This is a genomic window from Ruegeria sp. HKCCA4812, assembly GCF_013034245.1.
Lineage (GTDB): Bacteria > Pseudomonadota > Alphaproteobacteria > Rhodobacterales > Rhodobacteraceae > Ruegeria.
In genome coordinates this window covers 101,662-124,650 of sequence record NZ_WQFQ01000003.1, presented here as the reverse complement: position 1 = coordinate 124,650, position 22,989 = coordinate 101,662, and the positions used below count along the sequence as shown (strand labels likewise).

Below are 22,989 nucleotides of genomic sequence, written 5' to 3'. Positions count from 1 at the left end.
CGGCAAGCCGCGCCTCCCCCGGGATATTTGGGGCCAGATGAACAAGGGGCATGACTTGTCGTCGTTCTGCGCTACACTCGGAGTATGCGCTGGTTGATTGCGGCATTGATGGTGATTTCGGGCGGGGCCGCTGCGCAGGAGCGACGGCCAAGTCATTGTGTCGCCATTGCCGATGCGGCACCCGGAATCGAGTATCTGCACAGGGCGGCCTGGCAGGATCCGGTACCGGAATTCTCGGTGCGGATCAGCTATATCGCGCATGCCTCTTTCATGATCCAGACCCGCGGCGGGCTGAATGCGGTGACCGATTTTACCGGATTTATCGGCAGCGCAAACCTCATCCCTGACGTGGTGACGATGAACCATGCCCACGGCACGCATTGGACGGCGAATCCCGACCCGGCCATTCCGCATGTTCTTCCGGGGTGGGGAGAGTTTGGGAAAGGTATCGAGCATCATCTGGATCTGGGTGAGATGCTGGTGCGCAATGTCTCGACCGATATACGATCTGTTTATGGTGGGGTCGAAGAACGCGGCAATTCGATTTTTGTGTTCGAGGTTGAGGGGTTGTGCATAGGTCATCTGGGGCATTTGCATCATGTCCCGTCGGATGAGCAGTTTGCCGCGCTCGGGCGGTTGGATGTTGTCATGGCCGCCGTTGATGGCGGGACCACCATGCCTCTGCCCGATATGATTGCGGTTCTGAAACGGCTGAAGAGTTCTGTCATCATTCCGATGCACTGGTTCTCGCAGTTCTCGCTGGATCGGTTCCTGGTGGATATCAGGGATACATTTCCGGTTGAGCGCGACGGGGTTTCGGAGATCACCCTGTCGTTGCGGAACCTTCCGGACCGCCCCACGGTTGTGGTGCTTGAGCCGCGCTATCTGATTGATCTTGAATAAGGCTTGCGGCAACCGCATCGCTTGGGCATTGGAGGCGTATGAGTTTGAACCCCGCTGATGACCGTTTTGCCGCGCTGCTCCGTTCGAAACTGGGCGACGGTGTGCTGCGCCCCGTAGAAGAACGGTATTTGGAAGAACCGCGCGGACGTTTTTCGGGACGGGTCGGCCTGCTAGCCTTGCCGCGCAACACCGATGAGGTGTCGGAGTTGGTAAAATTGGCTGTGCAGGCACAGGTTCCGATTGTTCCATATGGTGGCGGCACTGGCCTGGTCGGCGGGCAGGTGATGTCGGCGGGGCCCGCGCCGCTGGTGATTTCGTTGGAACGGATGACCGCCATCCGGTCTGTTTTTCCAACCGAGAACGTTCTGGTCGCCGAAGCCGGGGCCATTCTTCAAGACGTTCAGGCCGCAGCCGAGGCGGTAAACCGGTTGTTTCCTCTGTCGTTGGCGGCACAGGGATCCTGCCGGATCGGGGGCAACCTGTCGACCAATGCAGGGGGCGTCAACGTTTTGCGGTATGGCAACGCGCGCGACCTGTGCCTGGGGCTTGAGGCGGTGTTGCCCAGTGGCGAGATCTGGCACGGCCTCAGCCGGCTGCGAAAGGACAATACCGGCTATGACCTGCGCAATCTGCTGATCGGGGCCGAGGGGACGCTGGGGATCATCACTGCCGCATCGCTCAAGCTGTTCCCGCGACCCGCCGGTATCGGGACGGCGGTGTTTCAGGTGGCGTCTCCCGAAGCGGCGATCGACCTGCTGGCTTTGGCGCGGGACAGGGTGGGTGAGGCGGTCAGCACGTTTGAGCTGATCCACCGGCAGGGGCTTGATTTTCTGGCCGAGGTTCTGCCGGATGTTCGCCAACCGTTCGCCTCGCCACCGGAGTGGAGCGTATTGATCGAGCTGGGTCTGGCTGACGGGCAATCACCATTTGCCGCGTTGGAGGAACTCTTTGTTCGCGCTGAAGAGCTTGGTCAGGTTCAGGACGGAGTAATCGCCCAAAGTGAAGCGCAGCGGGCCGATTTGTGGGCGGTGCGCGAACGCATTCCCGAAGCCAATCGTTTGATCGGGTCAGTGTCGAGCCATGATATCTCGATCCCGATTTCCAGAATCCCCGATTTCATTTGCGAAGGCAGAGAATTGATTGCGGGCCTGGGGCCCTTCCGGATCAATTGCTTTGGCCATCTTGGTGACGGCAATCTGCATTACAACGTGTTCCCGCCCAAAGGGCAGCACCGATCGGAATTTGATGATCAAAGAGGCGCGATCAAGCAGACCGTCCATGATCTGGTTTACGCCTTCGACGGTTCGGTCAGTGCCGAACATGGGGTCGGGCGCCTCAAAACCAACGATTTGGAACGCTATGGCGATCCAGCCAAGCTGGGCGCGATGCGGGCTATCAAACTGGCATTGGACCCGCAGGGCATCATGAATCCCGGCGCGGTTCTGAAAGGGTGAACACGGCCCGAGCGTCGGACCGTGCCCGGTTGTTTCTTAAGAGGCAGGCAGGATCACCTTGTCGATCACATGGATCACACCGTTCTTGGTTTCGATGTCGGCCTGAACCACGTTGGCGTCATTCACCATCACACCCGAATCCAGATCGATCGTGATGTCGCCGCCTTGTACGGTTGCAGCGGTCATGTCATCGCTCAGATCACCTGACATCACTTTGCCCGGCACGACATGGTAAGTCAGAATGGCAACCAGCTGATCCTTGTTTTCGGGCTTCAGCAAGTCTTCGACCGTACCTTCGGGCAAAGCCGCGAATGCGTCATCAGTGGGGGCAAAAACGGTGAAAGGACCTTCGCCCTTGAGTGTGTCCACCAGTTCGGCGGCCTGAACCGCCGCGACGAGTGTTTCAAAGCTGCCAGCGGCGACAGCCGTGTCGACAATGTCCTTGCCGTGACCATCGGCGATTGCAGCAGTGCTGAACAGGATCGAGGCGACACCGGCGGCGGCGAATTTGCGGAACATGAGCTTAACTCCCTGGGTTGAAATGCTTCAAGCAGCATCACCCAGTATACGGGGCAGCCTGACCACAAGATCACTTGAGTCGATCCGTTTTGCGGCTTGATCGGCGCGAAAACCGCGCTAAGCCTGCCCGGTTTTCGGTTTCCAATCACGTTTTTGTGAAAAACTCCTGGTCAGAGCCCCTCGAATTCGCACAGGACATGCACGTCCATGCCCATCTCTTCCAACACTTTACGGCCACCAAGATCGGGCAGGTCAATGATGAAGGCGCACGAGACGATTTCGCCCCCAAGCCGCTCGATCAGTTTGATACCCGCCGCGGCAGTTCCGCCCGTAGCCAGCAGATCGTCAACCACCAGAATTTTTTCACCGGGTAGGATGGCATCGTCATGGATCTCGACGATCGCCTCTCCGTATTCCAACTTGTAGTCTTGGCTGATTGTCGTGCCGGGCAGTTTGCCCTTCTTGCGGATCGGGACAAAACCGACGCTCAACTGATGCGCAATCGCACCGCCCAGAATGAACCCGCGTGCTTCAAGCCCGACCACTTTGTCGATCCGCTCACCGGCATAGGGGTGCAACATCTGGTCAATCGCCATCCGAAACCCGCGGGGGTCGGCAAACAGGGTTGTCACATCCCGAAACATGATCCCTTCATGGGGGAAATCGACGATGGTTCGGATGTAATCTTTGACAGATTTGTTTCTGGACATGGACCAACCTTTTAGCGTCAAACACAGGTATTGTGTTTGGCCCAAGAGGGTTGGCCATGCAAGGAACAATTCCACGGCCGGATCAGCACGGGAGTGAGGTTGCAGCGTTGAGCAGTCAAAAACCGAGGCAACCCGCGCGCCGGCCATGATAAGTCTCCGACCCATTTTCTTGCTTGCTGCCACCTGTTCCAAACAGCCCCCAGCGCTTGGATTTCCGGAAGCGCAATGAGCAATCTGTTCGGTTTGCAATTCGACATGTCCGGGTCACAGGCGCGGTCGGCTTCAATTGGGAGGAACCGGCTCAAGAACGGCCCGAAGGTGGCAAGGTTCAGTGTCAATTTCCTGTCCTTGCCGTTAAGTGCCCGATAACGACAAAAACTATGCTATGAATTACACGGCATCGACAGATAGAGCATAACTTCGTTGGGAAGATACACGTGGCCAGGAATGAAGGCAAAGGATCGACCAAGAAAAACAGTCAGTTGGTCTTGCGCCTCGACAGGGACGAACGTGACTCGTTTGTCGAGCTTTGCAAAGAACTGGACACGTCGGCTGCGCGCGAAATCCGCAGATTTATCCGTGGATTCATGAAAGAACACGCCGAAGACTGATGCGGTATCAGACCGGTCGGCGCAGGACCGCCGTGGCCATGCCCATGCCGATCAAGGTCAACCCGCCAAACCGTGTCATCGCAGTGATTACGCTGGCGCGACCGATCAGCCGCCGCAACCTGTCAGCCAACAGCGCGTAGGCCAACGCATTCAACCAGGCCAGCCCGACGAATGTGGCAATCAGGATGACGAACTGAGGTCCAAGCGGATCAACAGGGCGTATGAACTGTGGCACAAAGGCAATGAAGAAGGCGATGGATTTCGGGTTCAGGGCAGTAACGGCGGCTGCGTGGCCGAATACGCTGCGCGCGGTGACATCTCGCCCGGTGTCGACCGTGCTCAATCCACCGGCTGGTGCGCTGCGCAACAGCTTTACCCCAAGCCAGACCAGATAGGCCGCGCCGACCCATTTCAGCACGGAAAACAGGGTTGCCGATGCAAGAACAAGCGCGCCAAGCCCCAGCAAAGATGCGGTCATGGCCACAAGATCGCCCACCGCAACACCTGTGGCGGACGCGACGGCGACACTGCGCCCCTTGGACAGGGCATAGCTGAGAACGAGCAACACCGTCGGGCCCGGGATCAGCAGCAGGGCGGTGGATGCAGCAACAAAGGCCAGCCAGAGATCGAGTTGCATCGTCAAATTCCTGATCAGATCGCCCGAGATTGAGAGAATCAGCACCTAGGGTCAACCTGCTTGTGCCGCGTGAATGTCCCGTAAGCCAGCTCTCATTTCCCGTGAATCACAAATTTAGTCAATTGCTTGTTCGTGTTCTGGGGGTTTTGGGGACAAAATATTCAATTTGTGCTATGATTACCCCGTTTTTTTAAGTTCATTTTAAAGGAGGTTCGTCATGAAACTTGCCGTTTCTATTTTTTTGTTGATCGTGTTGCTGATGCCGACTGCCACCAAAGCCTGCCCAGACGGTTACTTCAACTGCGGAGGGTCGTTATGCTGCCCTAAACCTCAGAACTAGTTCGGAGGGCTTGGGATGTCTGTTATCAGTTTACGCAATGCTGTCATTGTTGCTGGAGCGCTGGCAATTATGGGCGCTGGTAAAACGCTTGTATTGAATGCGAATGAACTGGATTTACAATACCAGAAGCTCATTGTTCCGAAGGGTTCACTACATGCGCCTGTGCTTGGTGCGGCTTATGCCTTGGATCATTCAACCGGAAGATTTAGACCCACAAAGATATGTAATTTGTTTGTTGGGGGGAACGAATCTGGCCCGGAAGATGTCTCCTTCACCAGCCTTAGCCTTGTGGCAATCGGCTGGAACGGTGCCATGGATGCCGTAACCGACTACGTCGGTGAGAAAATCGTAAATTCCATGAAATTCTCGGATGAGAGTGCCAAGTGGGAATTCCAAAAAAGGTTCTGGAGTGCCCGCGAGGGTATGTCATTCAGAAGCACGTGCAGGTCTCTTGTTGAGGAAACCGCTGCGAACCCCAACTACTCTGTTTTTCTTGTAGAAACCATCTTCTTCGATCCGGTTTCCGACGAAAAACAGGTAATGGTTCAAATGTCTCAGACTTCGGTGGTATTTGATGGCTGCGAAGATGCATGTCCAAAACCTGTCTCGCTTCAATCCGTGCTAAATGTTGGTTGGCTAGCTAGCTCAAAGGGCGACTGGGGCATCGTTCGCATCCATTGAGGTCATTGAGGCCCTAGCCGATTTTCTCGAGTCGGTCTTATAGAATACGCCCGGCCACCGCATCCAACTTGGCCAAAAGCGCTGGATCGCGGTTTTCCGGTGCGGTCAGGATCGCGTATTCCAGCGCCCGGTCGCAGCCATGCGGGCAGGGTGCTCGTTCGGCCCCCAGAAGGGATGGCAGGCCCTTGACAAGTGCGCGGCCTTTTTCGGCATTGCCGGTCAGGGTGGCGATGATCGTGGTCACGTCCACCTCGCCATGGTCCGGGTGCCAGCTGTCATAGTCGGTGACCATCGCGATCGACGCGTAACACAGCTCGGCCTCGCGGGCGAGTTTCGCCTCGGGCATGTTGGTCATGCCGATCACGTCACAGCCCCATTGCTCGCGATACATCCTGGATTCCGCAAGGCTGGAAAACTGAGGGCCCTCCATCGCCAGATAGGTGCCGCCCCGGTGGATGGTGATGCCGGCGGCCTTACCTGCCGTCTCGCATGCGTCCGACAGGCGTGGGCAGGTGGGATGAGCAACACTGACATGGGCAACGCAGCCGGTTCCGAAAAAGCTCTTGTCCCGTGCAAAAGTGCGATCGATGAACTGATCGACGATCACGAAGTCACCCGGTGCCATATGTTCGCGGAACGACCCGCATGCGGAAACTGAGATCACGTCCGTCACGCCCAACCGTTTCAGCGCATCGATATTGGCGCGATAAGGTACATCGGTGGGCGAATGCACATGACCGCGCCCATGACGTGGTAGAAAGGCCATATCGACACCGCCCAGCGACCCGGTCAGGATCTGGTCTGACGGCGTTCCCCAAGGGGTCTCAACCTCTACCCATTCCGGGTTTTCCAGCCCATCGATGTCATAGATGCCCGATCCGCCGATGACGGCTATCCTGGTTTGGGTCACTGTCCTGCTCCGCCTGAATAACTGATGTTGAATTTGTGCGGGTTCAGCCCGGATTTGACAAGAGGCCTATTCCCGTATCGTCAACAGGTTGCGCTGCTGCGATTGCAAGGTGAAATCATCCCAGGCCGCGCCAAACATGCCCAGAGACCAGGTCAGATCCTGTGATTGTCCGTGCCGGTCTCGGAACACGAAGCGGAACGCATCGCCGGTTAGCATGGCATCCAAAAGCGCCTTGGCGCGTTGGTCTTCGAAGGTACAGCCAAGCCCGGTCAGGCATCCGGGGCGCCGCGTGCGCCATATGGCTTCTTCGCCGTTGTCGATGCGAAATCCGGATGGGTTGAAGAAAGTGCCCGGCTCGATCCCGAATTCAACTTTGAAACCTTCAGGTTCGGGCGTAATGAAAACGAACTGTGCCGCAAATTTTGGCCGAAAGGAAAACACCTCTGCCCGTCGGATGTAGCACCGCTGCCGCAGGGCACCGTCTTCTTCGCGCTCGTCACAAATCGAATTCCAGATGCCGAAAATCTCGTGATGCGTTACCCGCCAGTTGCCGGCCGTGTCATTGCCATCCAAATCCTGTGCAAGGACGGGAAGGGCCGGGAACAGTAAGAAGAGGATCCAACGCATGGCCTCACATGTTGTGGCTTCATCATGGTTCTGCAAATCAACTTGCCGCGAGCGCCACGTATGCGTCACACGCATGGCTGCATCCCGTTTTATGCAGTAGCTCAATGCCGGCGCGCCAGCTACAACGACGCCTTCGCGCGAACATATAATCCTATAGGACTGTCTGATGCCTCGAGCCTTGCTGGCAAGCTTTGCCAATCGCCTCGCCATTCCCGATCTGCGCTGGGTTCCAGATGAAGGGCTGACCTTCTCACGCCTGCGGATTGAGCTGCTGTCCGGCCTGACGGTTGCTCTTGCACTGGTGCCCGAGGCGGTGGCCTTTGCCTTTGTGGCGGGCGTGCACCCGCTGGTCGGTCTTTATGCGGCGTTTTTGGTCGGTTTGATCACGGCACTGATCGGTGGACGACCGGGCATGATCTCGGGTGCGACCGGCGCACTTGCGGTTGTCATGGTGGCACTGGTGGCCGAACATGGGGTTGAATACCTGTTCGCGACCGTTGTTCTTATGGGAATCCTTCAGGTCATCGCCGGGGCGATGCATTGGGGGCGCTTCATCCGTTTGGTGCCGCATCCTGTCATGCTGGGCTTTGTGAACGGTCTGGCCATCGTGATCTTTCTTGCCCAGATGGGACAGTTCAAAGTGCCCGGAACCATGGAAAATACCGGTCATGGCATGGGCGGCGGCGAATGGCTGTCCGGGATGCAGCTTTACACCATGCTGGGACTTGTCGGGCTGACAATGGCAGTGATCTGGATCATGCCCCGGATTACACGCCTCATTCCTGCGCCGCTGGCTGGTATTCTGGTTGTCGCGGCAATCGTGATCGGCTTTGGCCTCGATGTGCCGCGCGTCGGCGATCTGGCATCGATTGAAGGCGGCCTGCCTTCGTTCCATATTCCAATGGTACCTCTGAACTGGGAAACCTTTGAGATCATCCTGCCATATGCAGTCATTCTGGCCGCCATCGGCCTGATCGAATCCCTGCTGACCTTGAACCTCGTGGGTGAGATCACAGGCAAGCGTGGTGGGGCGTCTCAGGAATGCATCGCGCAGGGCGCGTCGAATATCGTGACCGGATTTTTCGGCGGCATGGGCGGTTGCGCGATGATCGGGCAGTCGATGATCAACGTGAAATCCGGCGGGCGTACTCGTATTGCCGGAATTGCAGCAGCGCTTTTCCTGCTGATCTTCATCCTGTTCGCATCACCCCTGATCGAACAAATCCCGCTGGCCGCGCTGGTTGGCGTGATGTTCATGGTTGTGATCGGCACCTTTGCGTGGAACTCATTCAAAATTCTGCGCAAAGTGCCAATGACCGATGCCTTCGTCATCGTTCTGGTCACCGTCGTAACGGTGATGGAGGACTTGGCCGTTGCCGTTGTGGTCGGCGTCATCGTCTCGGCGCTGGCCTATGCCTGGAACAATGCCAAGCGCATTCATGCGGTCACGCGTGACTCCGAGACCGAGAAAGGCGCGAAAGTCTATGAGATTCAGGGGCCGCTGTTCTTTGGATCCTCTGAGGGATTTATCGAACTGTTCGACGTCCCGAATGACCCCGAAACCGTTATCATCGACTTCGCCGAAAGCCGCGTGGTGGATCAGTCCGCCCTGCAAGCCATCGAAAACATCGCCGCAAAATACGAGGCGGCAGGTAAACGGGTCATGCTGCGTCACCTGAGCCGTGACTGTCACAAACTGCTGAAAAAAGCGGGACACCTCATGGTCGACAGTGATGATGATCCGGATTACGAACTGGCGGTGGACTACTCTGTCCGCACCGGCATTCTGGGCGGGCACTGACTTTGAAAGGCGGCTGAACAAGCCGCCTTTTTCAAAGGGCCAGACGCTCCAGGTTTTCGATATCTCCCCTCAACAGGACGCTTTCGGCTTCGATGATCAATTCGGCTGGCCAATCCCACCACTTCAAAGCAAGCAACCGCTCGATCTTGCCGGCGTCAAAACGATACCGCCTTACCTCGGCAGGATTGCCGGTGACAACCGAATAAGGCGGGATTGTCCCGCGAACAACTGAACCCGCACCAATTATCGCTCCGTCACCGATACTGGCTCCAGGCATGATCAGCGCGCCATAGCCGATCCAGACATCGTTGCCGACTAGGGTGTCCCGGACGTCTGGCTGATATTCCAGCATCCGTTCCGGATCGAAAACCGGAAAGGGAAAACAGGTTATCCCATCCGTTGCGTGATTTGCCGAAGCTGTCACAAAGCGGACGCCATGGGCAATTTGGCAAAACTTTCCCAAAACCAGCTTTTCGCGCGAGAACTCGAAAAGGTAAGGCGCCAAACGATTGGCCCAATCCTCGGGCGCGTCAAAATCTGACGCATAGGTGTAATCGCCCACCTGAATTCTGGGGTGGTCGATCACCTGTGACAGAAAGGCTGTTCCTTTGTGTTCCGTACCATCTGGCAGAGTGACAGGATATCGGCGCGCAGCGTCAGGCAGTGGCATCAGTCATCCGGTCTCGAAAGGCTGAACAACTCGGAAACGACGGAGTAATCGCGATACCCGAGCCGCGCCAAAGGTTGGAACGAGGTCACGTCAAACTTGCCGTCCCGAATGTGATCGTCGTGCAGGTGCACACCCGTCACCTCGCCAAACACCACCCGATTGGCTTCACCGGGCAGCGTGACGATCTGGGTCAGCTTGCATTCCAACGCAGCTGGGACCCCTTCGATCCGTGCGCAGGGTATGGTTTCGCATTCTATGGGTGAAAGCCCGGCATGCGAAAACTCATCAACTTCTTTCGGCAACCCGGCCGAACTTGCATTCATTGCGTCCCGATGCGCATGGGCCACGACATTTACGCAAAACACGCCCGTGGCCTCGATATTGGCGATGCTGTCCTTTCCGGCGTTCTGATCCTGTTTGGTGCCGGTCGAGGCAAACATGACCTGCGGTGGCGTATAGGCGACGCCGTTAAAGAAGGAATAGGGTGCCAGATTGTTGACCCCATCCGCGTCCCGAGTCGAAATCCAGCCAATCGGGCGCGGTGTGATGATGGCGTTGAACGGGTTGTGCGGCAATCCGTGGCCGTCTTCGGGGCGGTAGAACATCTGATCTCCAAGCGTTTGCCCAAGGCGTAGCGAAGTGCTAGGGCGATTGCCAGCAAGTAAATGAGGGCAGGGTGCAGCAATTCGGGATCAGGCCGGAAGAGCCGGACGACTGGTGGGAGGTCGAAGCGCTATATGACCTGTGTTTTGCGCCGGGTCGCGAGGCTTTGTCGTCCTACCGCTTGCGTGATGATGTGCCGCCGGTTGCGGGCTTGTCTTTGGTCGCGCGCGACGGTCAGGGGATTCTGGCCGGTGCGATCCGGTTCTGGCCGGTTCATGTCGGTGATCGTGATGCTCTGCTGCTGGGGCCGGTTGCCGTGCACCCCACCCACCAAGGTGAAGGCCTTGGCGGATATCTGATACATGCCGGAGTCGAAGCGGGGCACACTCGCGGTTGGCAAAGGGTCATGCTGGTCGGGGATGAGCCCTATTACAGCCGGTTCGGTTTCACGCGATTGCACGCGGTCGAGATGCCTCCGCCCACCAACCCTGACCGGGTTTTGGGGCTGGAACTAGTGCCCGGCGCCTGGTCCGGGGTTCAGGGCGCGGTGACACGTTGGTGCCGCTGACCTATTGAAACCATGCTGCGCAACGCCGATGTTGAAAGGCAGGAGGGCGTGAATGCAGAACGTTGTTCTTGTTGAAAACGTGGATACCGAGGCCGAACTGGATCGTTTGGCGGATCACTACCGATCGGCCGGAGGGGCTGGCGTGAAACTTCTCAATAAACTTGGGGGATCAGCCGAGTCATTGCTGGAGCAATTGCCAGAACCCGTTCGGAATGGCCTGACAGGCGCAACCGAGCAGGCGTTATGGCTGGCGATGCATGCGGCCGAGGGTTCGCGGCGCGCGGTTCCTGATCAGCAGCCCTGGGTCAATACCGCAGTGACGACTGCCATGGGTGCGGCCGGGGGGCTGGGCGGTGTTTCGACAGCCCTGATGGAGCTGCCCGCGACAACCGCGATGCTGCTACGCGCTATTCAGGGGGCCGCCGCGCGCGAGGGGTTTGATCCCTCTGCCGAAAACGTAAAGTTCGATTGCGTCCGCGTCTTGTCGGCAGCTGGACCATTGTCGCATGATGATGGAGCAGACCTGGGTTTTTTCTCGGTCCGGCTGACCCTGACCGGACCGGCCATGCAACGCCTGATTGCCGCTGTTGCGCCGCGTTTTTCGATAGTACTGGGGCAAAAGCTTGCAGCACAGTCCGTTCCTGTGCTGGGGGCATTGGCCGGCGGTGGCACGAACTATGTCTACACGCGCTATTATCAGCAAATAGCGCGCGTGCATTTCGGTTTGCGCCGGCTGGCAATTGACGCTGACATCCCCCATGAGGATCTGGCACGGCGGCTTTCTGCCCGAATGTAGGCGATATCTTGGGCGACGCGAGTGACTTGGCGTGTGATACATCATGTGGTATGATTGCAGGTGTCGGCCGCTAGATTAGGTGAGCGTACCAATTTGGATGGCTGACGTTCGACCGAAAGGGAGCGTCGCTCGATGAAAGCACGATTGTTGCTTCATGACCTTCCAAAAGCTGCAAGGCAGCCAGTTTTGCGGCAATCCTCGGCTTTATGTTTCCGGATCAAGCGCGGCCGACCCAAGGTTTTGTTGGTCACGACACGCAAGTCGCGGCGATGGATCATTCCCAAAGGATGGCTCATCCCCGGTCTGAGCCCACAGGAAACCGCATTGCAAGAGGCTTGGGAAGAGGCGGGCGTATCTGGCCGGATCAACGGGGCGCGACTGGGGCAGTTCCTGCACCACAAACATCATTCTAACCGGCCCCCATCCTTGTGTCTGGTGGATGTTTTTCCAGTGCATGTAAGTACTGTGTCGCAGGAATACCCGGAAAAGACCGAGCGTCGGCGCAAATGGTTTTCGCCGAAAAAAGCAGCGCTAAAGGTCGATTCTCATGAGCTTGCTGAATTGTTGCGCGACTTTAAGCCGTACTCACATTAAAGTAGCATCTGATAGGCTTGATATTGTCATCTTGATCGGTATCTATTCGCCAATCGTTTTTTTGGACTGAACATGATTCAATACGCGTTGAAATGCAGCGAAGGCCACAGTTTCGACAGTTGGTTCCAATCCGCAGAAGCCTATGACAAGCTGGCCTCTGTGGGTATGGTCACCTGCGCGGTTTGCGGGTGCACGCAGGTCGAGAAAGCGGTCATGACGCCACGCGTCCGCCCGGCTCGGAATGCCCGGAAGGAAAGTGAAATCCGTTCCGCCCCGGAACAAAAGATCGACGTTGCCACCCCATCGCCCGAAGTCGAGAAGGTTTTGGCCGAGATGCGCCGCCATGTCGAAGAAAACTCGGATTATGTCGGGAAAGATTTCGCCAGCGAGGCGCGCAAGATTCATTTGGGCGAGGCGCCGGAGCGTGCCATTTACGGAGAAGCCAAGCTGGATGAGGCGAAATCCCTGATCGAAGATGGCGTGCCGGTGGCTCCGCTGCCGTTTGTCCCCAGCAGAAAGACCAATTGATCATGCACATCATGATCACCGGCGCCAATCGCGGCATCGGGCAAGCCCTGGCAAAGGGTTACGTGAACCGGGGGGACAAAGTCACTGGGACGGCGCGTGACGGCAGCATGCAGGTGCGTCTGGATGTGGCCGATCCCGCGCAGCAATCAGCCATGGCAGAACAGATGAAAGACCAGCCTGTCGACCTGCTGGTCTGCAATGCCGGCGTGTATCTGGACAAGGGGCATTCGATCGATGGCTATCCGGCCGACATGTGGGCGCACAGCTTTGCGGTAAATGTCACGGGGGTCTTTCTGACGATACAGACCCTTTTGCCCAACCTGCGCGCCGCGGGCGGTAAAGTTGCGATCCTTTCGTCGAAAATGGCGTCGCACACACTTGCGCCGGGTGGCAGTTATATCTACCGCGCATCCAAGGCGGCGGCTCTGAACCTTGGGCGGAATCTGGCGATGGATCTCAAAGATGACGGGATTGCCGTCGGCATCTATCATCCGGGCTGGGTTCAGACGGATATGGGCGGTGCAGCGGCGGATATCGATGTGGATCAGGCCGTGTCCGGCCTGATTGAACGATTTGATGCCTTGTCGCTAAGCACAACGGGCTGTTTTGAAACCTATGACGGGCAACCGCACGCCTACTGAGAGGTCAATGCGGCTTTGGGGATTTCGAAGACCTCACCAGGTTCAATGTAGACCACCATCATATCGCCTCGCGTTTCATGTGAGATTTTCGAGGTCGAATTGCTGGATTCCGGCACACCATCCTTGAAATAGATATTGCGCACATGTCCGCCTCCCAGGGCCACTGCGACCGTTATGTTTCCGTCATCATGGCGGCGCAGTTCGGCGTGGCAGCTTTGTACGGGATCACCGGCATTTGCAGCGCAGGGTATTGTGCCCAGCGCGTTCTTGCCATCTGTCCCGGCGACACTCGCGACCTGGGCCAGTGCAGGCGATGACAATAGGACTAAGGCGAGGGCTAGGCGAAACATGAAGAACCTCTTGATCTGGTTGGTGTCCTTAGGCTGACATTGCGCCAGTGCAATGTAAAGCGGCCCTGCGCCGCAGGGGCGACCGCTTTGCGCCCTTGCCCTTGCGGTGCCCCTCGCTTATGAGGCACGGAACTTCTAATCCAAGGCGCGGAGACTTTTGCCCCCATGCCCGTACTCGTAATGAAATTCGGCGGCACATCGGTCGCCAATCTGGACCGCATCCGCCGCGCCGCCAAACGTATCGGCGTTGAAGTTGCCAAGGGCTATGACGTGATCGTCATCGTCTCGGCCATGTCGGGCAAGACCAACGAGCTTGTGGGCTGGGTGAACGAAACGTCGCCTCTGTTCGACGCCAGGGAATACGATGCCGTCGTGTCCTCGGGCGAGAACGTAACCGCTGGCCTGATGGCCCTGACCTTGCAGGAAATGGACATCCCCGCGCGCAGCTGGCAGGGCTGGCAGGTGCCGCTGCTGACCACCAGCGCGCACAGTCAAGCGCGGATCGAGGAAATTCCGACCGAGAACCTGAACCAGAAATTCAGCGAAGGTATGCGTGTTGCCGTGGTTGCCGGGTTCCAGGGCATCAGCCCGGAAGGCCGGATCACGACATTGGGCCGGGGTGGGTCGGATACAACGGCGGTTGCCTTTGCAGCAGCCTTCGACGCCGAACGCTGCGACATCTATACGGACGTTGATGGCGTCTATACCACCGATCCGCGCATCTGCGAAAAGGCACGTAAGCTGGACCGCATCTCGTTCGAAGAAATGCTGGAACTGGCGTCGCTTGGTGCCAAGGTTCTGCAAACCCGCTCGGTCGAACTTGCGATGCGGTACAAAGTCAAACTGCGCGTTCTCTCAAGCTTTGAAGAACAATCCGATGAGGCCGGCACGCTGGTCTGCGACGAGGAGGATATTATGGAATCCAATGTTGTGGCCGGTGTGGCCTATTCCCGCGACGAAGCCAAGATGACAGTTGTTTCCGTGGCCGACCGACCGGGCATCGCCACGACCATCTTCTCAGCGCTCAGCGAAGAGGGGGTGAATGTCGACATGATCGTCCAGAACATCTCGGACGAGGGGCGTACGGACATGACCTTTTCCTGTCCCACCGATCAGGTGGCCCGCGCCGAAAAAGCGCTGCTGGCGATCAAGGAAAAGGGCGAGCTGAACTATGCCGAACTGGTTGCAGATACTGATGTCTGCAAGGTCTCGGTTGTGGGTATCGGGATGCGCTCGCAATCGGGCGTGGCGGCCAAGATGTTCAAGGTGCTCTCGGATGAGGGGATCAACATCAAGGTCATTACAACCTCCGAGATCAAAATTTCCGTGCTTGTCGACAGGAAATACATGGAACTTGCTGTTCAGGCACTGCATGATGCCTTTGAACTGGACAAGGCGGCCTGAGCTTATCGGCCAAAGGTATCGCCTGACACACTAAATCGGTTGGGCCATGGCGGACGGCACGGAAACAGAATCCCGCAAGCTGTTGCGGCGGTTGCGCGAAGAAATGGCGAGCGAAGCCGCCGGTCAGGAACGTCTTGACCGGATCACGCACCTGATTGCCGACAGCATCAGGGCCGAAGTGTGTTCCATCTACCTGTTTCGCGATGAAGACACGCTGGAACTTTGCGCGACCGAGGGGCTGTCTCCGGAAGCGGTCCACAAAACCCGGATGCGCATGGGCGAAGGTCTTGTGGGGCGGGTCGCCAAGTTCGGCAAGGTCGTCAACACCGCCGACGCGCCGTCGGCCAAGGGCTTCCGTTACATGCCGGAAACCGGCGAGGAACGATATTCCTCGTTCCTTGGTGTGCCGGTTCAGCGCCTTGGGGAAAAGCTGGGCGTTCTGGTCGTCCAGTCCCGCGAGGCGCGCGAGTTTTCCGCCGATGAGGTCTATGCGCTGGAAGTGGTGGCCATGGTGCTGGCCGAAATGGCCGAGCTTGGCGCTTTTGTCGGCGAAGGCGCGGCCCTGTCACCCCTGCACCAGCAATCGGTTCTGCTGCGCGGCGGCCCGGCGCAGGAAGGGTCTGCCGAAGGGCATGTCTGGCTGCACGAACCCCGCGTGGTGGTTACCAACCCCATTGCCGAAGACCCGCACAAAGAGCGCGAACGTCTGGTCGAGGCGGTGGAGGAATTGCGCGTCGGCGTCGACAAGATGCTCGAAATTTCGCAGGGCGGCGACAAGGAACAGCTGAAGGTTCTGGAAGCTTACCGCATGTTTGCCAATTCCAAAGGCTGGATGCGGCGGATGGAGGAAGACATAGCCCTGGGTCTCAGCGCCGAAGCCGCGGTGGAAAAAGAACAATCCCAGGCCCGCGCGCGCATGGGGCAGGTCACCGATCCGTACTTGCGTGAACGTCTTGCGGATCTGGACGATCTCAGCAATCGCCTGCTGCGCATCCTGACCGGGCAAGGCAAGACGGACAGTGCTGATCTGCCACCCGATCCGATCCTGATCGCGCGAAATATCGGCCCTGGCGACTTGCTGGAATACGGACGTGCGCTGAAGGGGATCGTGCTTGAAGAAGGCTCCGTCGGCAGTCATGCCACGATTGTTGCGCGGGCGCTTGCGATTCCTTTGGTCGTGCATGTAGGCCGGATCACCACCGAGGCCCTGAACGGAGATCACATTCTGGTGGATGGTGATCAGGGCGTTGTGCATCTGCGCCCGGAAGACAGCGTGGTCAGTGCCTTCCGCGACAAGATCGCGATGCAGGCAAAGGCGCAGGAACGTTATGCGTCGATCCGCGAAACACCCTGCGTGACGCGGGACGGATCGCGTATCAACCTTGTGATGAATGCAGGTCTGATGGCCGACCTGCCATCGCTTGGCACCTCGGGCGCCGAGGGCGTTGGCCTGTTCCGCACTGAACTGCAATTCCTGATCCGCAACCAGATGCCGAAACGGTCAGAACTGGTCAGCCAGTATCAGCGCGTTCTGGACGCGGCTGGTGGCAAAAGGGTGGTATTCCGCACACTCGATATCGGGTCGGACAAGGTTCTGCCCTATATGAAGCACGTGGCGGAACCAAACCCGGCGCTGGGCTGGCGCGCCATTCGGGTCGGTCTGGACAAGCGCGGCGTCATGCGGATGCAGTTGCAGGCCCTGCTGCGCGCCGCCAATGGTCGACCGCTGACCATCATGTTCCCTTTTGTCGCGCAGGCCGAGGAATATCGCGAAGCCCGCTGGGAAGTGAACAAAACCATCGAGCGGGAAAAACGATTGGGTCATGTGCTGCCCGAGATGCTTGAAGTTGGCGCGATGCTGGAAACGCCGTCGCTGGCCTTTGCGCCGCAGAAGTTCTTTGACGAAGTGGACTTCATTTCGATAGGCGGGAACGATCTAAAGCAGTTCTTCTTTGCTGCTGACCGTGAGAACGAACTGGTCCGGCGCCGCTATGACACGCTGAATGTCAGCTTCCTGAGCCTGATGGAACGCATCGTCGAACGCTGCGATATCTCGGACACGCCGCTCAGCTTCTGTGGTGAAGATGCAGGCCGCCCGGTAGAGGCCGTGTGCCTTGCGGCGATGGGGATACGGACGCTGTCGATGCGGCCTGCCTCGATCGGCCCGGTCAAAAGCCTGCTGTTGCGGTCCAATCTGACGGAGGTTCGCAAAATCATCGCTGACGCGCGCCACCGCGGAGAGCAATCGGTGCGTCCTTCGGTCATGGACTGGCTGCGCCATCAGACCTGATGCGCTAAACGGCACGGTTTCTTCAAACTATGCTTGATTTTTCATGGGCGACTTTCTAATAGACAGGCAGTGTTAGCGATAACATGTCAGGTTTTGCGGGGTATCACGCCGTGCTAAGCTGATATCGGCAAATTCAGAAGGAGCCTGTGATGGTTTCACGCGTAATTCCGGTAGAGCCATTTGATCTGGTACTCTTCGGTGCGACCGGCGATCTGGCGCAGCGTAAAATCCTGCCGGGCCTGTACCATCGCTTCGAGGTCGGGCAAATGCCCGACGGCGCGCGGATCATCGGTACGGCACGCTCTGATATCGACAATGACGGGTTTCGCGATCAGGTCCGCAAATCGATGGAACAGTTCGCGCCCGGTTTTTCCCGGGAAACATTGGATCGGTTTCTTGCCCATGTCGAATATGTGCCCGTGGATGCGCTGGGCGAGGCCGGGTGGTCCGACCTGAAAGAACGGATGCGCGAAGACGTCGTGCGGGCCTTTTATTTGTCCGTTGGTCCAAGCCTTTTTTCGGGTATCGCGCAGCGGCTGCATGACGCCGGTCTTGCGACACCGGACAGCCGAATTGTCGTCGAAAAACCATTTGGGCACGATCTTGCCTCGGCGAAGGCGCTGAACGAAGGCTTGCGCGCCTGTTTCGAAGAACATCAGATTTACCGGATCGACCATTATCTGGGCAAAGAGACCGTTCAGAACCTGATGGCGCTGCGCTTTGCCAACTCGCTGTTCGAACCGCTATGGAATTCGACCCATATCGACCACGTGCAGATCACGGTGGCCGAGACCGTAAGCGTCGAAGGGCGCGGGACCTATTACGATCAGTCCGGCGCAATGCGGGACATGGTCCAGAACCATCTGGTTCAGTTGCTGTGTCTGACCGCAATGGAACCGCCGTCGAAATTCTCACCCAACGCGGTGCGCGATGAAAAGGTCAAGGTGATCGAAGCGCTGGAGCCCGTGGCCCAGTCTGACATCGCGCGCGGTCAGTACCGGGCCGAAAAGGGCGAGGGCGGTTATGTCGATCATGTCGGCAACCCTGCCAGCCGAACCGAAAGCTTCATCGCCCTCAAGGTTCATATCGGCAACTGGCGTTGGGCAGGTGTGCCGTTCTATCTGCGCACTGGCAAGCGTCTGCGCTCGCGGGAATCCGAAATTGCGGTGTTCTTCCGCGATCCGCCGCACACGATTTTTCCCAATGTCGGCCCTCTGCACGGAAACGTTCTGGTGATCCGGTTGCAGCCTGACGAAGGCATCACCCTGCGCACCACGATCAAGGATCCGGGGCCAGGGGGCTTCCGGTTGTCGGATGTCGCGTTGGACATGAGTTTTGCCGATGCGCTTGGGGCCGAAGCGCAAGCCCCCGACGCTTATGAGCGGCTGATCATGGATGTCATCCGTGGCGATCAGACACTGTTCATGCGTGGGGACGAGGCCGAGGCCGCCTGGGCCTGGGTCGACCCCATCATTCAGGGCTGGGAGCAGCGCGGAGACCGCCCATCCCGATACGATCAGGGCAGTTCAGGCCCCGAAGAAGCATTGATGCTGATGCATCGCGATGGGCGCCGCTGGCGTCAGATCGGAGGGTAATCATGGTTCACTCAGTCATTTCCGATGTCACCAAACGGATCATCGACCGCAGCGCCGATCTGCGCGGCCCACATCTTGAACGGATGGAGCAGGCCAGATCCAAGGGTCCTGCCCGTGCGCATCTGTCCTGTAGCGGTCAGGCCCATGCCTATGCGGGCGCAGGCGAAGATCAGCAATCGATGGCCACCGGCACCGCCGGCAATCTGGGCATCGTCACCGCTTATAATGACATGCTTTCGGCCCATCAGCCGTTCGAACGTTATCCCGCCCTGATCCGCGACGCGATCCGCGCCGCAGGCGGAACGGCACAGGTGGCAGGCGGTGTTCCAGCCATGTGCGACGGTGTCACCCAGGGCGAAGCGGGGATGGAGCTGTCGCTGTTCTCGCGCGACGTCATCGCGTTGGCAACCGGTGTGGCCCTTAGCCACAACACCTATGACGCGGCTGTTTTTCTTGGGGTGTGTGACAAGATTGTGCCCGGCTTGATTATCGGCGCGCAGGCCTTTGGCCATCTGCCCGCCGTATTCCTGCCCGCAGGCCCGATGACCAGCGGCTTGCCGAACGACGAAAAAGCCAAGGTCCGACAGAAATTCGCCGCCGGGGAAGTGGGCCGCGAAGAGCTGATGAAGGCTGAAATGGCGGCCTATCACGGCCCCGGCACCTGTACCTTTTATGGCACCGCCAATACCAACCAGATGCTGATGGAGTTTATGGGCCTGCACCTGCCGGGTTCCAGCTTCGTCAATCCGAATACCCCGCTGCGTGACGCCCTGACAGAGGAAGGCGCGCGCCGAGCCCTGTCGCTCAGCGCGTTGGGCAACAGCTATACACCGGTCTGTCAGGTTCTGGATGAACGCGCATTCGTCAATGGCATCGTCGGTTTGATGGCGACCGGTGGTTCAACCAATCTGCTGATCCACCTGATCGCCATGGCGCGCGCTGGTGGTATCGTGTTGGACTGGCAGGATTTTTCCGATATTTCCGCTGTGGTTCCGCTGGTTGCGCGGGTTTATCCCAACGGCCTGGCGGATGTGAACCATTACCACGCGGCCGGCGGACTTGGGTACACGATCGGTACATTGCTTGAACAAGGCTTGCTGCACCCGGACACGCTGACCGTTGCAGGGCAGGGGCTGCACAACTATACCAAGGAACCCAAACTGATCGATGGTGAGTTGATCTGGCAGGATGGTTCGGGACACAGCCTGAACGAAAAGATCCTGCGCCCGGCCAATGACCCGTTCCAGCCCACCGGGGGCCTGTCGCGCCTGACCGGTAATCTGGGCACCGGGGTCATGAAAGTATCAGCCGTCGCGCTGGAACATCAGGTCGTCGAAGCACCCGTGAGGGTGTTCCACGATCAGGATGAGGTGAAAGCCGCCTTCAAGGCCGGAGAATTCACGGATGACGTCATCGTCGTGGTCCGCTTTCAGGGGCCAAAGGCCAATGGGATGCCTGAACTGCATTCGCTGACCCCGATTCTGTCGATCCTGCAAGGCAGGGGGCAAAAGGTGGCACTGGTCACAGATGGTCGCATGTCGGGTGCATCCGGCAAAGTGCCCGCCGCCATCCATGTCTGCCCCGAGGCACTGGACGGCGGGCCCATCGCCTACCTGCAAGACGGTGACATCCTGCGTGTCGACGCGGTCAACGGCGACCTGGAAATCCTGACCAAAGGGGTTTTGGACCGGTCCCCCGCCACCGCCGACCTTTCCGCCAATCAACACGGTGTCGGGCGCGATCTCTTCGCTGCGTTTCGGCAGAATGTCGGGTCCGCCGACACTGGCGCCAGCATATTCGGAGCGTAATAGATGTCCAAAACTCAACGCACCCGCGAAATCTGCGCTCTGGCGCCCATTGTTCCGGTGCTGGTTGTCGATGACGCCGCACAGGCCCGCCCGCTGGCCGAGGCGCTGATCGCCGGCGGCTTGCCCGCGCTCGAGGTGACCTTGCGCACCCCGGCGGCACTGGATGCGATCAAGGTCATGTCCGAGGTGCCCGGCGGCGTGGTCGGTGCAGGCACGCTGGTCACGCCCGAAGACGTCCGCGCTGCCAAACAAGCGGGTGCACTTTTCGGCGTTTCCCCCGGTGCCACGGATGCCCTGATCGCGGCCTGCGAGGCCGAAGACCTGCCGCTGCTGCCCGGTGCCGCGACGGCAAGCGAGGCTATGGCGTTGCTGGAAAAGGGCTATGACATGCTGAAATTCTTCCCGGCCGAGGCGTCGGGCGGCGCGCCCGCGCTCAAGGCAATCGGCGCGCCGCTGCCCCAGATCAGCTTCTGTCCGACGGGTGGCGTGTCGCCTTCCAACGCCAGCGACTACCTGTCATTGCCCAACGTGATCTGCGCTGGCGGAAGCTGGGTTGCACCAAAGCAACTGGTCGAAAACGGCGACTGGGCCGGGATCGAGACACTTGCCCGCGAGGCGTCGAAGCTGGCGGATTGACGCCGCGCGGCCTCTCGGTAATGTGGGCGCCAATTCATACAGGTTGACCCCATGACACAGACAGTTTCCCTTTCCCAGGGGCGGACATATTTGGCCATTCCGGGCCCTTCGGTCATGCCGGATGCGGTTTTGCAAGCCATGCATCGTCCGTCGCCCAACATCTATGATGGCGAACTTATTGATATGATGCCCGGCCTGACGCGCGATCTGTGCCGGGTTGCCGGCACAAAGCACAACGTTGCCATCTATATCGCCAATGGCCACGGCACCTGGGAGGCGGCACTGTCCAACGTGATCGCCCCCGGCGAAACCGTTCTGGCCCCTGCCTCGGGCAGGTTCACCCATGGCTGGGCAGCAATGGCCGAAGGGATCGGGGCAAAAGTCCAATTGATCGATTTCGGCACCTCGTCAGCCTGGGATTTCGACCGGATCGCTGACGCGTTGCGTGCGGATCGAAACCACCAGATCAAGGCGGTTCTGGCGGTCCACGTGGATACATCCAGTTCGATTCGGAACGACATCCCGGCGCTGCGCAGGCTTCTGGACGACCTGCACCACCCGGCGCTGTTGATGGCAGACTGCATTGCCTCGTTGGGTTGTGACAGGTTCGAGATGGATGGCTGGGGCGTCGATGTCACAGTTGCCGCTTGCCAAAAAGGCCTGATGACCCCGGCGGGCATCGGCTTTGTTTTCTTCAACGAGAAAGCACAAGCCAAACGGGCCACCATGCCGCGCGTTTCGCAATATTGGGATTGGCAGCCGCGCGCTAATCCAGACCTGTTCTATCAGTATTTCAACGGCACCGCGCCCACGCACCACCTCTATGGCCTGCGCGCCGCGCTTGATCTGATCCATGCAGAGGGGATCGAGCAGGTCTGGGCCCGCCATGAGCGCCTGGCCAATGCCATCTGGGCGGCCTGTGAGACCTGGACCGAAGGCGGTATGTTGTACCTGAACGTCGCCGACCGTGCCTTTCGCAGTCACGCCGTCACGGCCCTGCGATTGACCGAAGGTCGTGGCACGGCCCTGCGTACGTTCACTGAAACCCGGTTGGGCCTGACATTGGGCATCGGCCTTGGGATGGAGGATTATGACAGCTGTTTCCGTCTCGGCCACATGGGGCATATCAACGGGCAGATGGTCATGGCGATTCTGGGCGGTGTGGAAACGGGCATGGCTTCACTTGACATATCGCGTGGCAAGGGGGCCCTCGAAGCCGCCGCCGCCGTGCTGGCGGCCTGACACCCTTCGGGCGTCTCCGCAGGATCCGCCTCTTCATCTGGCCAAAAATATCCTCGGGGGGGATCGCGCCT

General features: G+C 58.7%; 24 protein-coding genes. 16 read left to right on the top strand and 8 right to left on the bottom strand.

Translation table 11 applies throughout. From position 1 onward, the window contains the following. The first annotated feature begins 84 nt into the window (after positions 1-84). Together GOW04_RS10925 and GOW04_RS10920 are read left to right on the top strand one after the other, a co-directional pair. Positions 85-903: an MBL fold metallo-hydrolase gene (locus GOW04_RS10925; protein ID WP_171232574.1), complete on the top strand. Its 819-nt coding sequence runs from the start codon at positions 85-87 to the stop codon at positions 901-903. Positions 904-941: 38 nt separating this feature from the next. Beyond that, complete coding sequence (locus GOW04_RS10920) at positions 942-2,357, top strand: FAD-binding oxidoreductase (protein WP_171232573.1); 1,416 nt, start codon at positions 942-944, stop codon at positions 2,355-2,357. Between the two features lie 36 nt (positions 2,358-2,393). Here the strand turns inward: GOW04_RS10920 and GOW04_RS10915 are convergent, their stop codons facing one another. Continuing rightward, the gene (locus tag GOW04_RS10915) at positions 2,394-2,876 is read right to left on the bottom strand and encodes a fasciclin domain-containing protein (protein ID WP_170345010.1); all 483 of its coding nucleotides are present in this window, start codon (positions 2,874-2,876) and stop codon (positions 2,394-2,396) included. Between the two features lie 170 nt (positions 2,877-3,046). Next, positions 3,047-3,586 carry an adenine phosphoribosyltransferase gene (locus GOW04_RS10910; RefSeq protein WP_171232572.1) on the bottom strand — a complete coding sequence of 180 codons (540 nt, stop codon included), beginning with the start codon at positions 3,584-3,586 and terminating at the stop codon, positions 3,047-3,049. 437 nt (positions 3,587-4,023) lie between these two features. Here GOW04_RS10910 and GOW04_RS10905 point away from each other — a divergent pair, with 437 nt between their 5' ends. Then, positions 4,024-4,197 (top strand): hypothetical protein, encoded by a 174-nt coding sequence (locus GOW04_RS10905; RefSeq protein WP_171117543.1) that lies wholly within the window; start codon positions 4,024-4,026, stop codon positions 4,195-4,197. Between the two features lie 7 nt (positions 4,198-4,204). Here the strand turns inward: GOW04_RS10905 and GOW04_RS10900 are convergent, their stop codons facing one another. Continuing rightward, positions 4,205-4,834, bottom strand: a complete 630-nt coding sequence (locus GOW04_RS10900; RefSeq protein ID WP_171232571.1) for a LysE family translocator — start codon at positions 4,832-4,834, stop codon at positions 4,205-4,207. A gap of 355 nt (positions 4,835-5,189) precedes the next feature. On the opposite strand from GOW04_RS10900, the gene GOW04_RS10895 reads away from it, so the two are divergent. Then, complete coding sequence (locus GOW04_RS10895; RefSeq protein WP_171232570.1) at positions 5,190-5,855, top strand: hypothetical protein; 666 nt, start codon at positions 5,190-5,192, stop codon at positions 5,853-5,855. 37 nt (positions 5,856-5,892) lie between these two features. Here GOW04_RS10895 and GOW04_RS10890 read toward each other — a convergent pair whose 3' ends face one another. Next, the gene (locus tag GOW04_RS10890; protein WP_171232569.1) at positions 5,893-6,765 is read right to left on the bottom strand and encodes an S-methyl-5'-thioadenosine phosphorylase; all 873 of its coding nucleotides are present in this window, start codon (positions 6,763-6,765) and stop codon (positions 5,893-5,895) included. Between the two features lie 66 nt (positions 6,766-6,831). Beyond that, complete coding sequence (locus GOW04_RS10885) at positions 6,832-7,392, bottom strand: hypothetical protein (protein ID WP_171232568.1); 561 nt, start codon at positions 7,390-7,392, stop codon at positions 6,832-6,834. A gap of 166 nt (positions 7,393-7,558) precedes the next feature. Here GOW04_RS10885 and GOW04_RS10880 point away from each other — a divergent pair, with 166 nt between their 5' ends. Continuing rightward, complete coding sequence (locus GOW04_RS10880) at positions 7,559-9,193, top strand: SulP family inorganic anion transporter (protein WP_171232567.1); 1,635 nt, start codon at positions 7,559-7,561, stop codon at positions 9,191-9,193. A 31-nt stretch (positions 9,194-9,224) separates the two neighbouring features. Here GOW04_RS10880 and GOW04_RS10875 read toward each other — a convergent pair whose 3' ends face one another. Together GOW04_RS10875 and GOW04_RS10870 are read right to left on the bottom strand one after the other, a co-directional pair. Beyond that, complete coding sequence (locus GOW04_RS10875) at positions 9,225-9,863, bottom strand: CatB-related O-acetyltransferase (protein ID WP_171232566.1); 639 nt, start codon at positions 9,861-9,863, stop codon at positions 9,225-9,227. Further along, a complete protein-coding gene (locus GOW04_RS10870) occupies positions 9,863-10,468 on the bottom strand; it encodes a flavin reductase family protein (RefSeq protein ID WP_171170809.1) in 606 nt (201 codons plus the stop codon). The genes GOW04_RS10875 and GOW04_RS10870 overlap by 1 nt, the downstream gene beginning before the upstream one ends. A gap of 71 nt (positions 10,469-10,539) precedes the next feature. On the opposite strand from GOW04_RS10870, the gene GOW04_RS10865 reads away from it, so the two are divergent. The 5 genes from GOW04_RS10865 (at position 10,540) to GOW04_RS10845 (ending at position 13,593) form a co-directional block, all read left to right on the top strand. Next, entirely contained in the window at positions 10,540-11,034 is a 495-nt protein-coding gene (locus GOW04_RS10865; protein ID WP_171232565.1) for a GNAT family N-acetyltransferase, read from the top strand. 52 nt (positions 11,035-11,086) lie between these two features. After that, positions 11,087-11,830 carry an EcsC family protein gene (locus tag GOW04_RS10860; RefSeq protein WP_171170805.1) on the top strand — a complete coding sequence of 248 codons (744 nt, stop codon included), beginning with the start codon at positions 11,087-11,089 and terminating at the stop codon, positions 11,828-11,830. A 132-nt stretch (positions 11,831-11,962) separates the two neighbouring features. Then, entirely contained in the window at positions 11,963-12,424 is a 462-nt protein-coding gene (locus tag GOW04_RS10855; RefSeq protein WP_152457279.1) for an NUDIX hydrolase, read from the top strand. Between the two features lie 72 nt (positions 12,425-12,496). Continuing rightward, entirely contained in the window at positions 12,497-12,952 is a 456-nt protein-coding gene (locus GOW04_RS10850) for a DUF1178 family protein (protein WP_152457280.1), read from the top strand. 2 nt (positions 12,953-12,954) lie between these two features. Next, complete coding sequence (locus GOW04_RS10845) at positions 12,955-13,593, top strand: SDR family NAD(P)-dependent oxidoreductase (RefSeq protein WP_171232564.1); 639 nt, start codon at positions 12,955-12,957, stop codon at positions 13,591-13,593. On the opposite strand, the gene GOW04_RS10840 is transcribed toward GOW04_RS10845, so the two are convergent. Further along, positions 13,587-13,943, bottom strand: a complete 357-nt coding sequence (locus GOW04_RS10840; protein WP_171232563.1) for a hypothetical protein — start codon at positions 13,941-13,943, stop codon at positions 13,587-13,589. The two genes, GOW04_RS10845 and GOW04_RS10840, sit on opposite strands and share 7 nt — an antisense overlap. A 165-nt stretch (positions 13,944-14,108) precedes the next feature. On the opposite strand from GOW04_RS10840, the gene GOW04_RS10835 reads away from it, so the two are divergent. The 6 genes from GOW04_RS10835 to GOW04_RS10810 all read left to right on the top strand — a co-directional run bounded on the left by GOW04_RS10835 (position 14,109) and on the right by GOW04_RS10810 (position 22,918). Then, on the top strand, positions 14,109-15,347 hold the full coding sequence (locus GOW04_RS10835; RefSeq protein WP_152457283.1) for an aspartate kinase: 1,239 nt from the start codon (positions 14,109-14,111) through the stop codon (positions 15,345-15,347). Between the two features lie 46 nt (positions 15,348-15,393). Then, complete coding sequence (gene ptsP, locus GOW04_RS10830) at positions 15,394-17,637, top strand: phosphoenolpyruvate--protein phosphotransferase (protein ID WP_171232562.1); 2,244 nt, start codon at positions 15,394-15,396, stop codon at positions 17,635-17,637. A 149-nt stretch (positions 17,638-17,786) separates the two neighbouring features. Then, positions 17,787-19,232: a glucose-6-phosphate dehydrogenase gene (gene zwf / locus GOW04_RS10825; protein ID WP_171232561.1), complete on the top strand. Its 1,446-nt coding sequence runs from the start codon at positions 17,787-17,789 to the stop codon at positions 19,230-19,232. Positions 19,233-19,234: 2 nt separating this feature from the next. Continuing rightward, entirely contained in the window at positions 19,235-21,040 is a 1,806-nt protein-coding gene (gene edd / locus GOW04_RS10820) for a phosphogluconate dehydratase (protein WP_174830351.1), read from the top strand. Between the two features lie 3 nt (positions 21,041-21,043). Beyond that, complete coding sequence (locus GOW04_RS10815) at positions 21,044-21,676, top strand: bifunctional 4-hydroxy-2-oxoglutarate aldolase/2-dehydro-3-deoxy-phosphogluconate aldolase (protein ID WP_171229623.1); 633 nt, start codon at positions 21,044-21,046, stop codon at positions 21,674-21,676. 51 nt (positions 21,677-21,727) lie between these two features. After that, entirely contained in the window at positions 21,728-22,918 is a 1,191-nt protein-coding gene (locus tag GOW04_RS10810; RefSeq protein ID WP_171232560.1) for an alanine--glyoxylate aminotransferase family protein, read from the top strand. Positions 22,919-22,989: the final 71 nt, after the last annotated feature.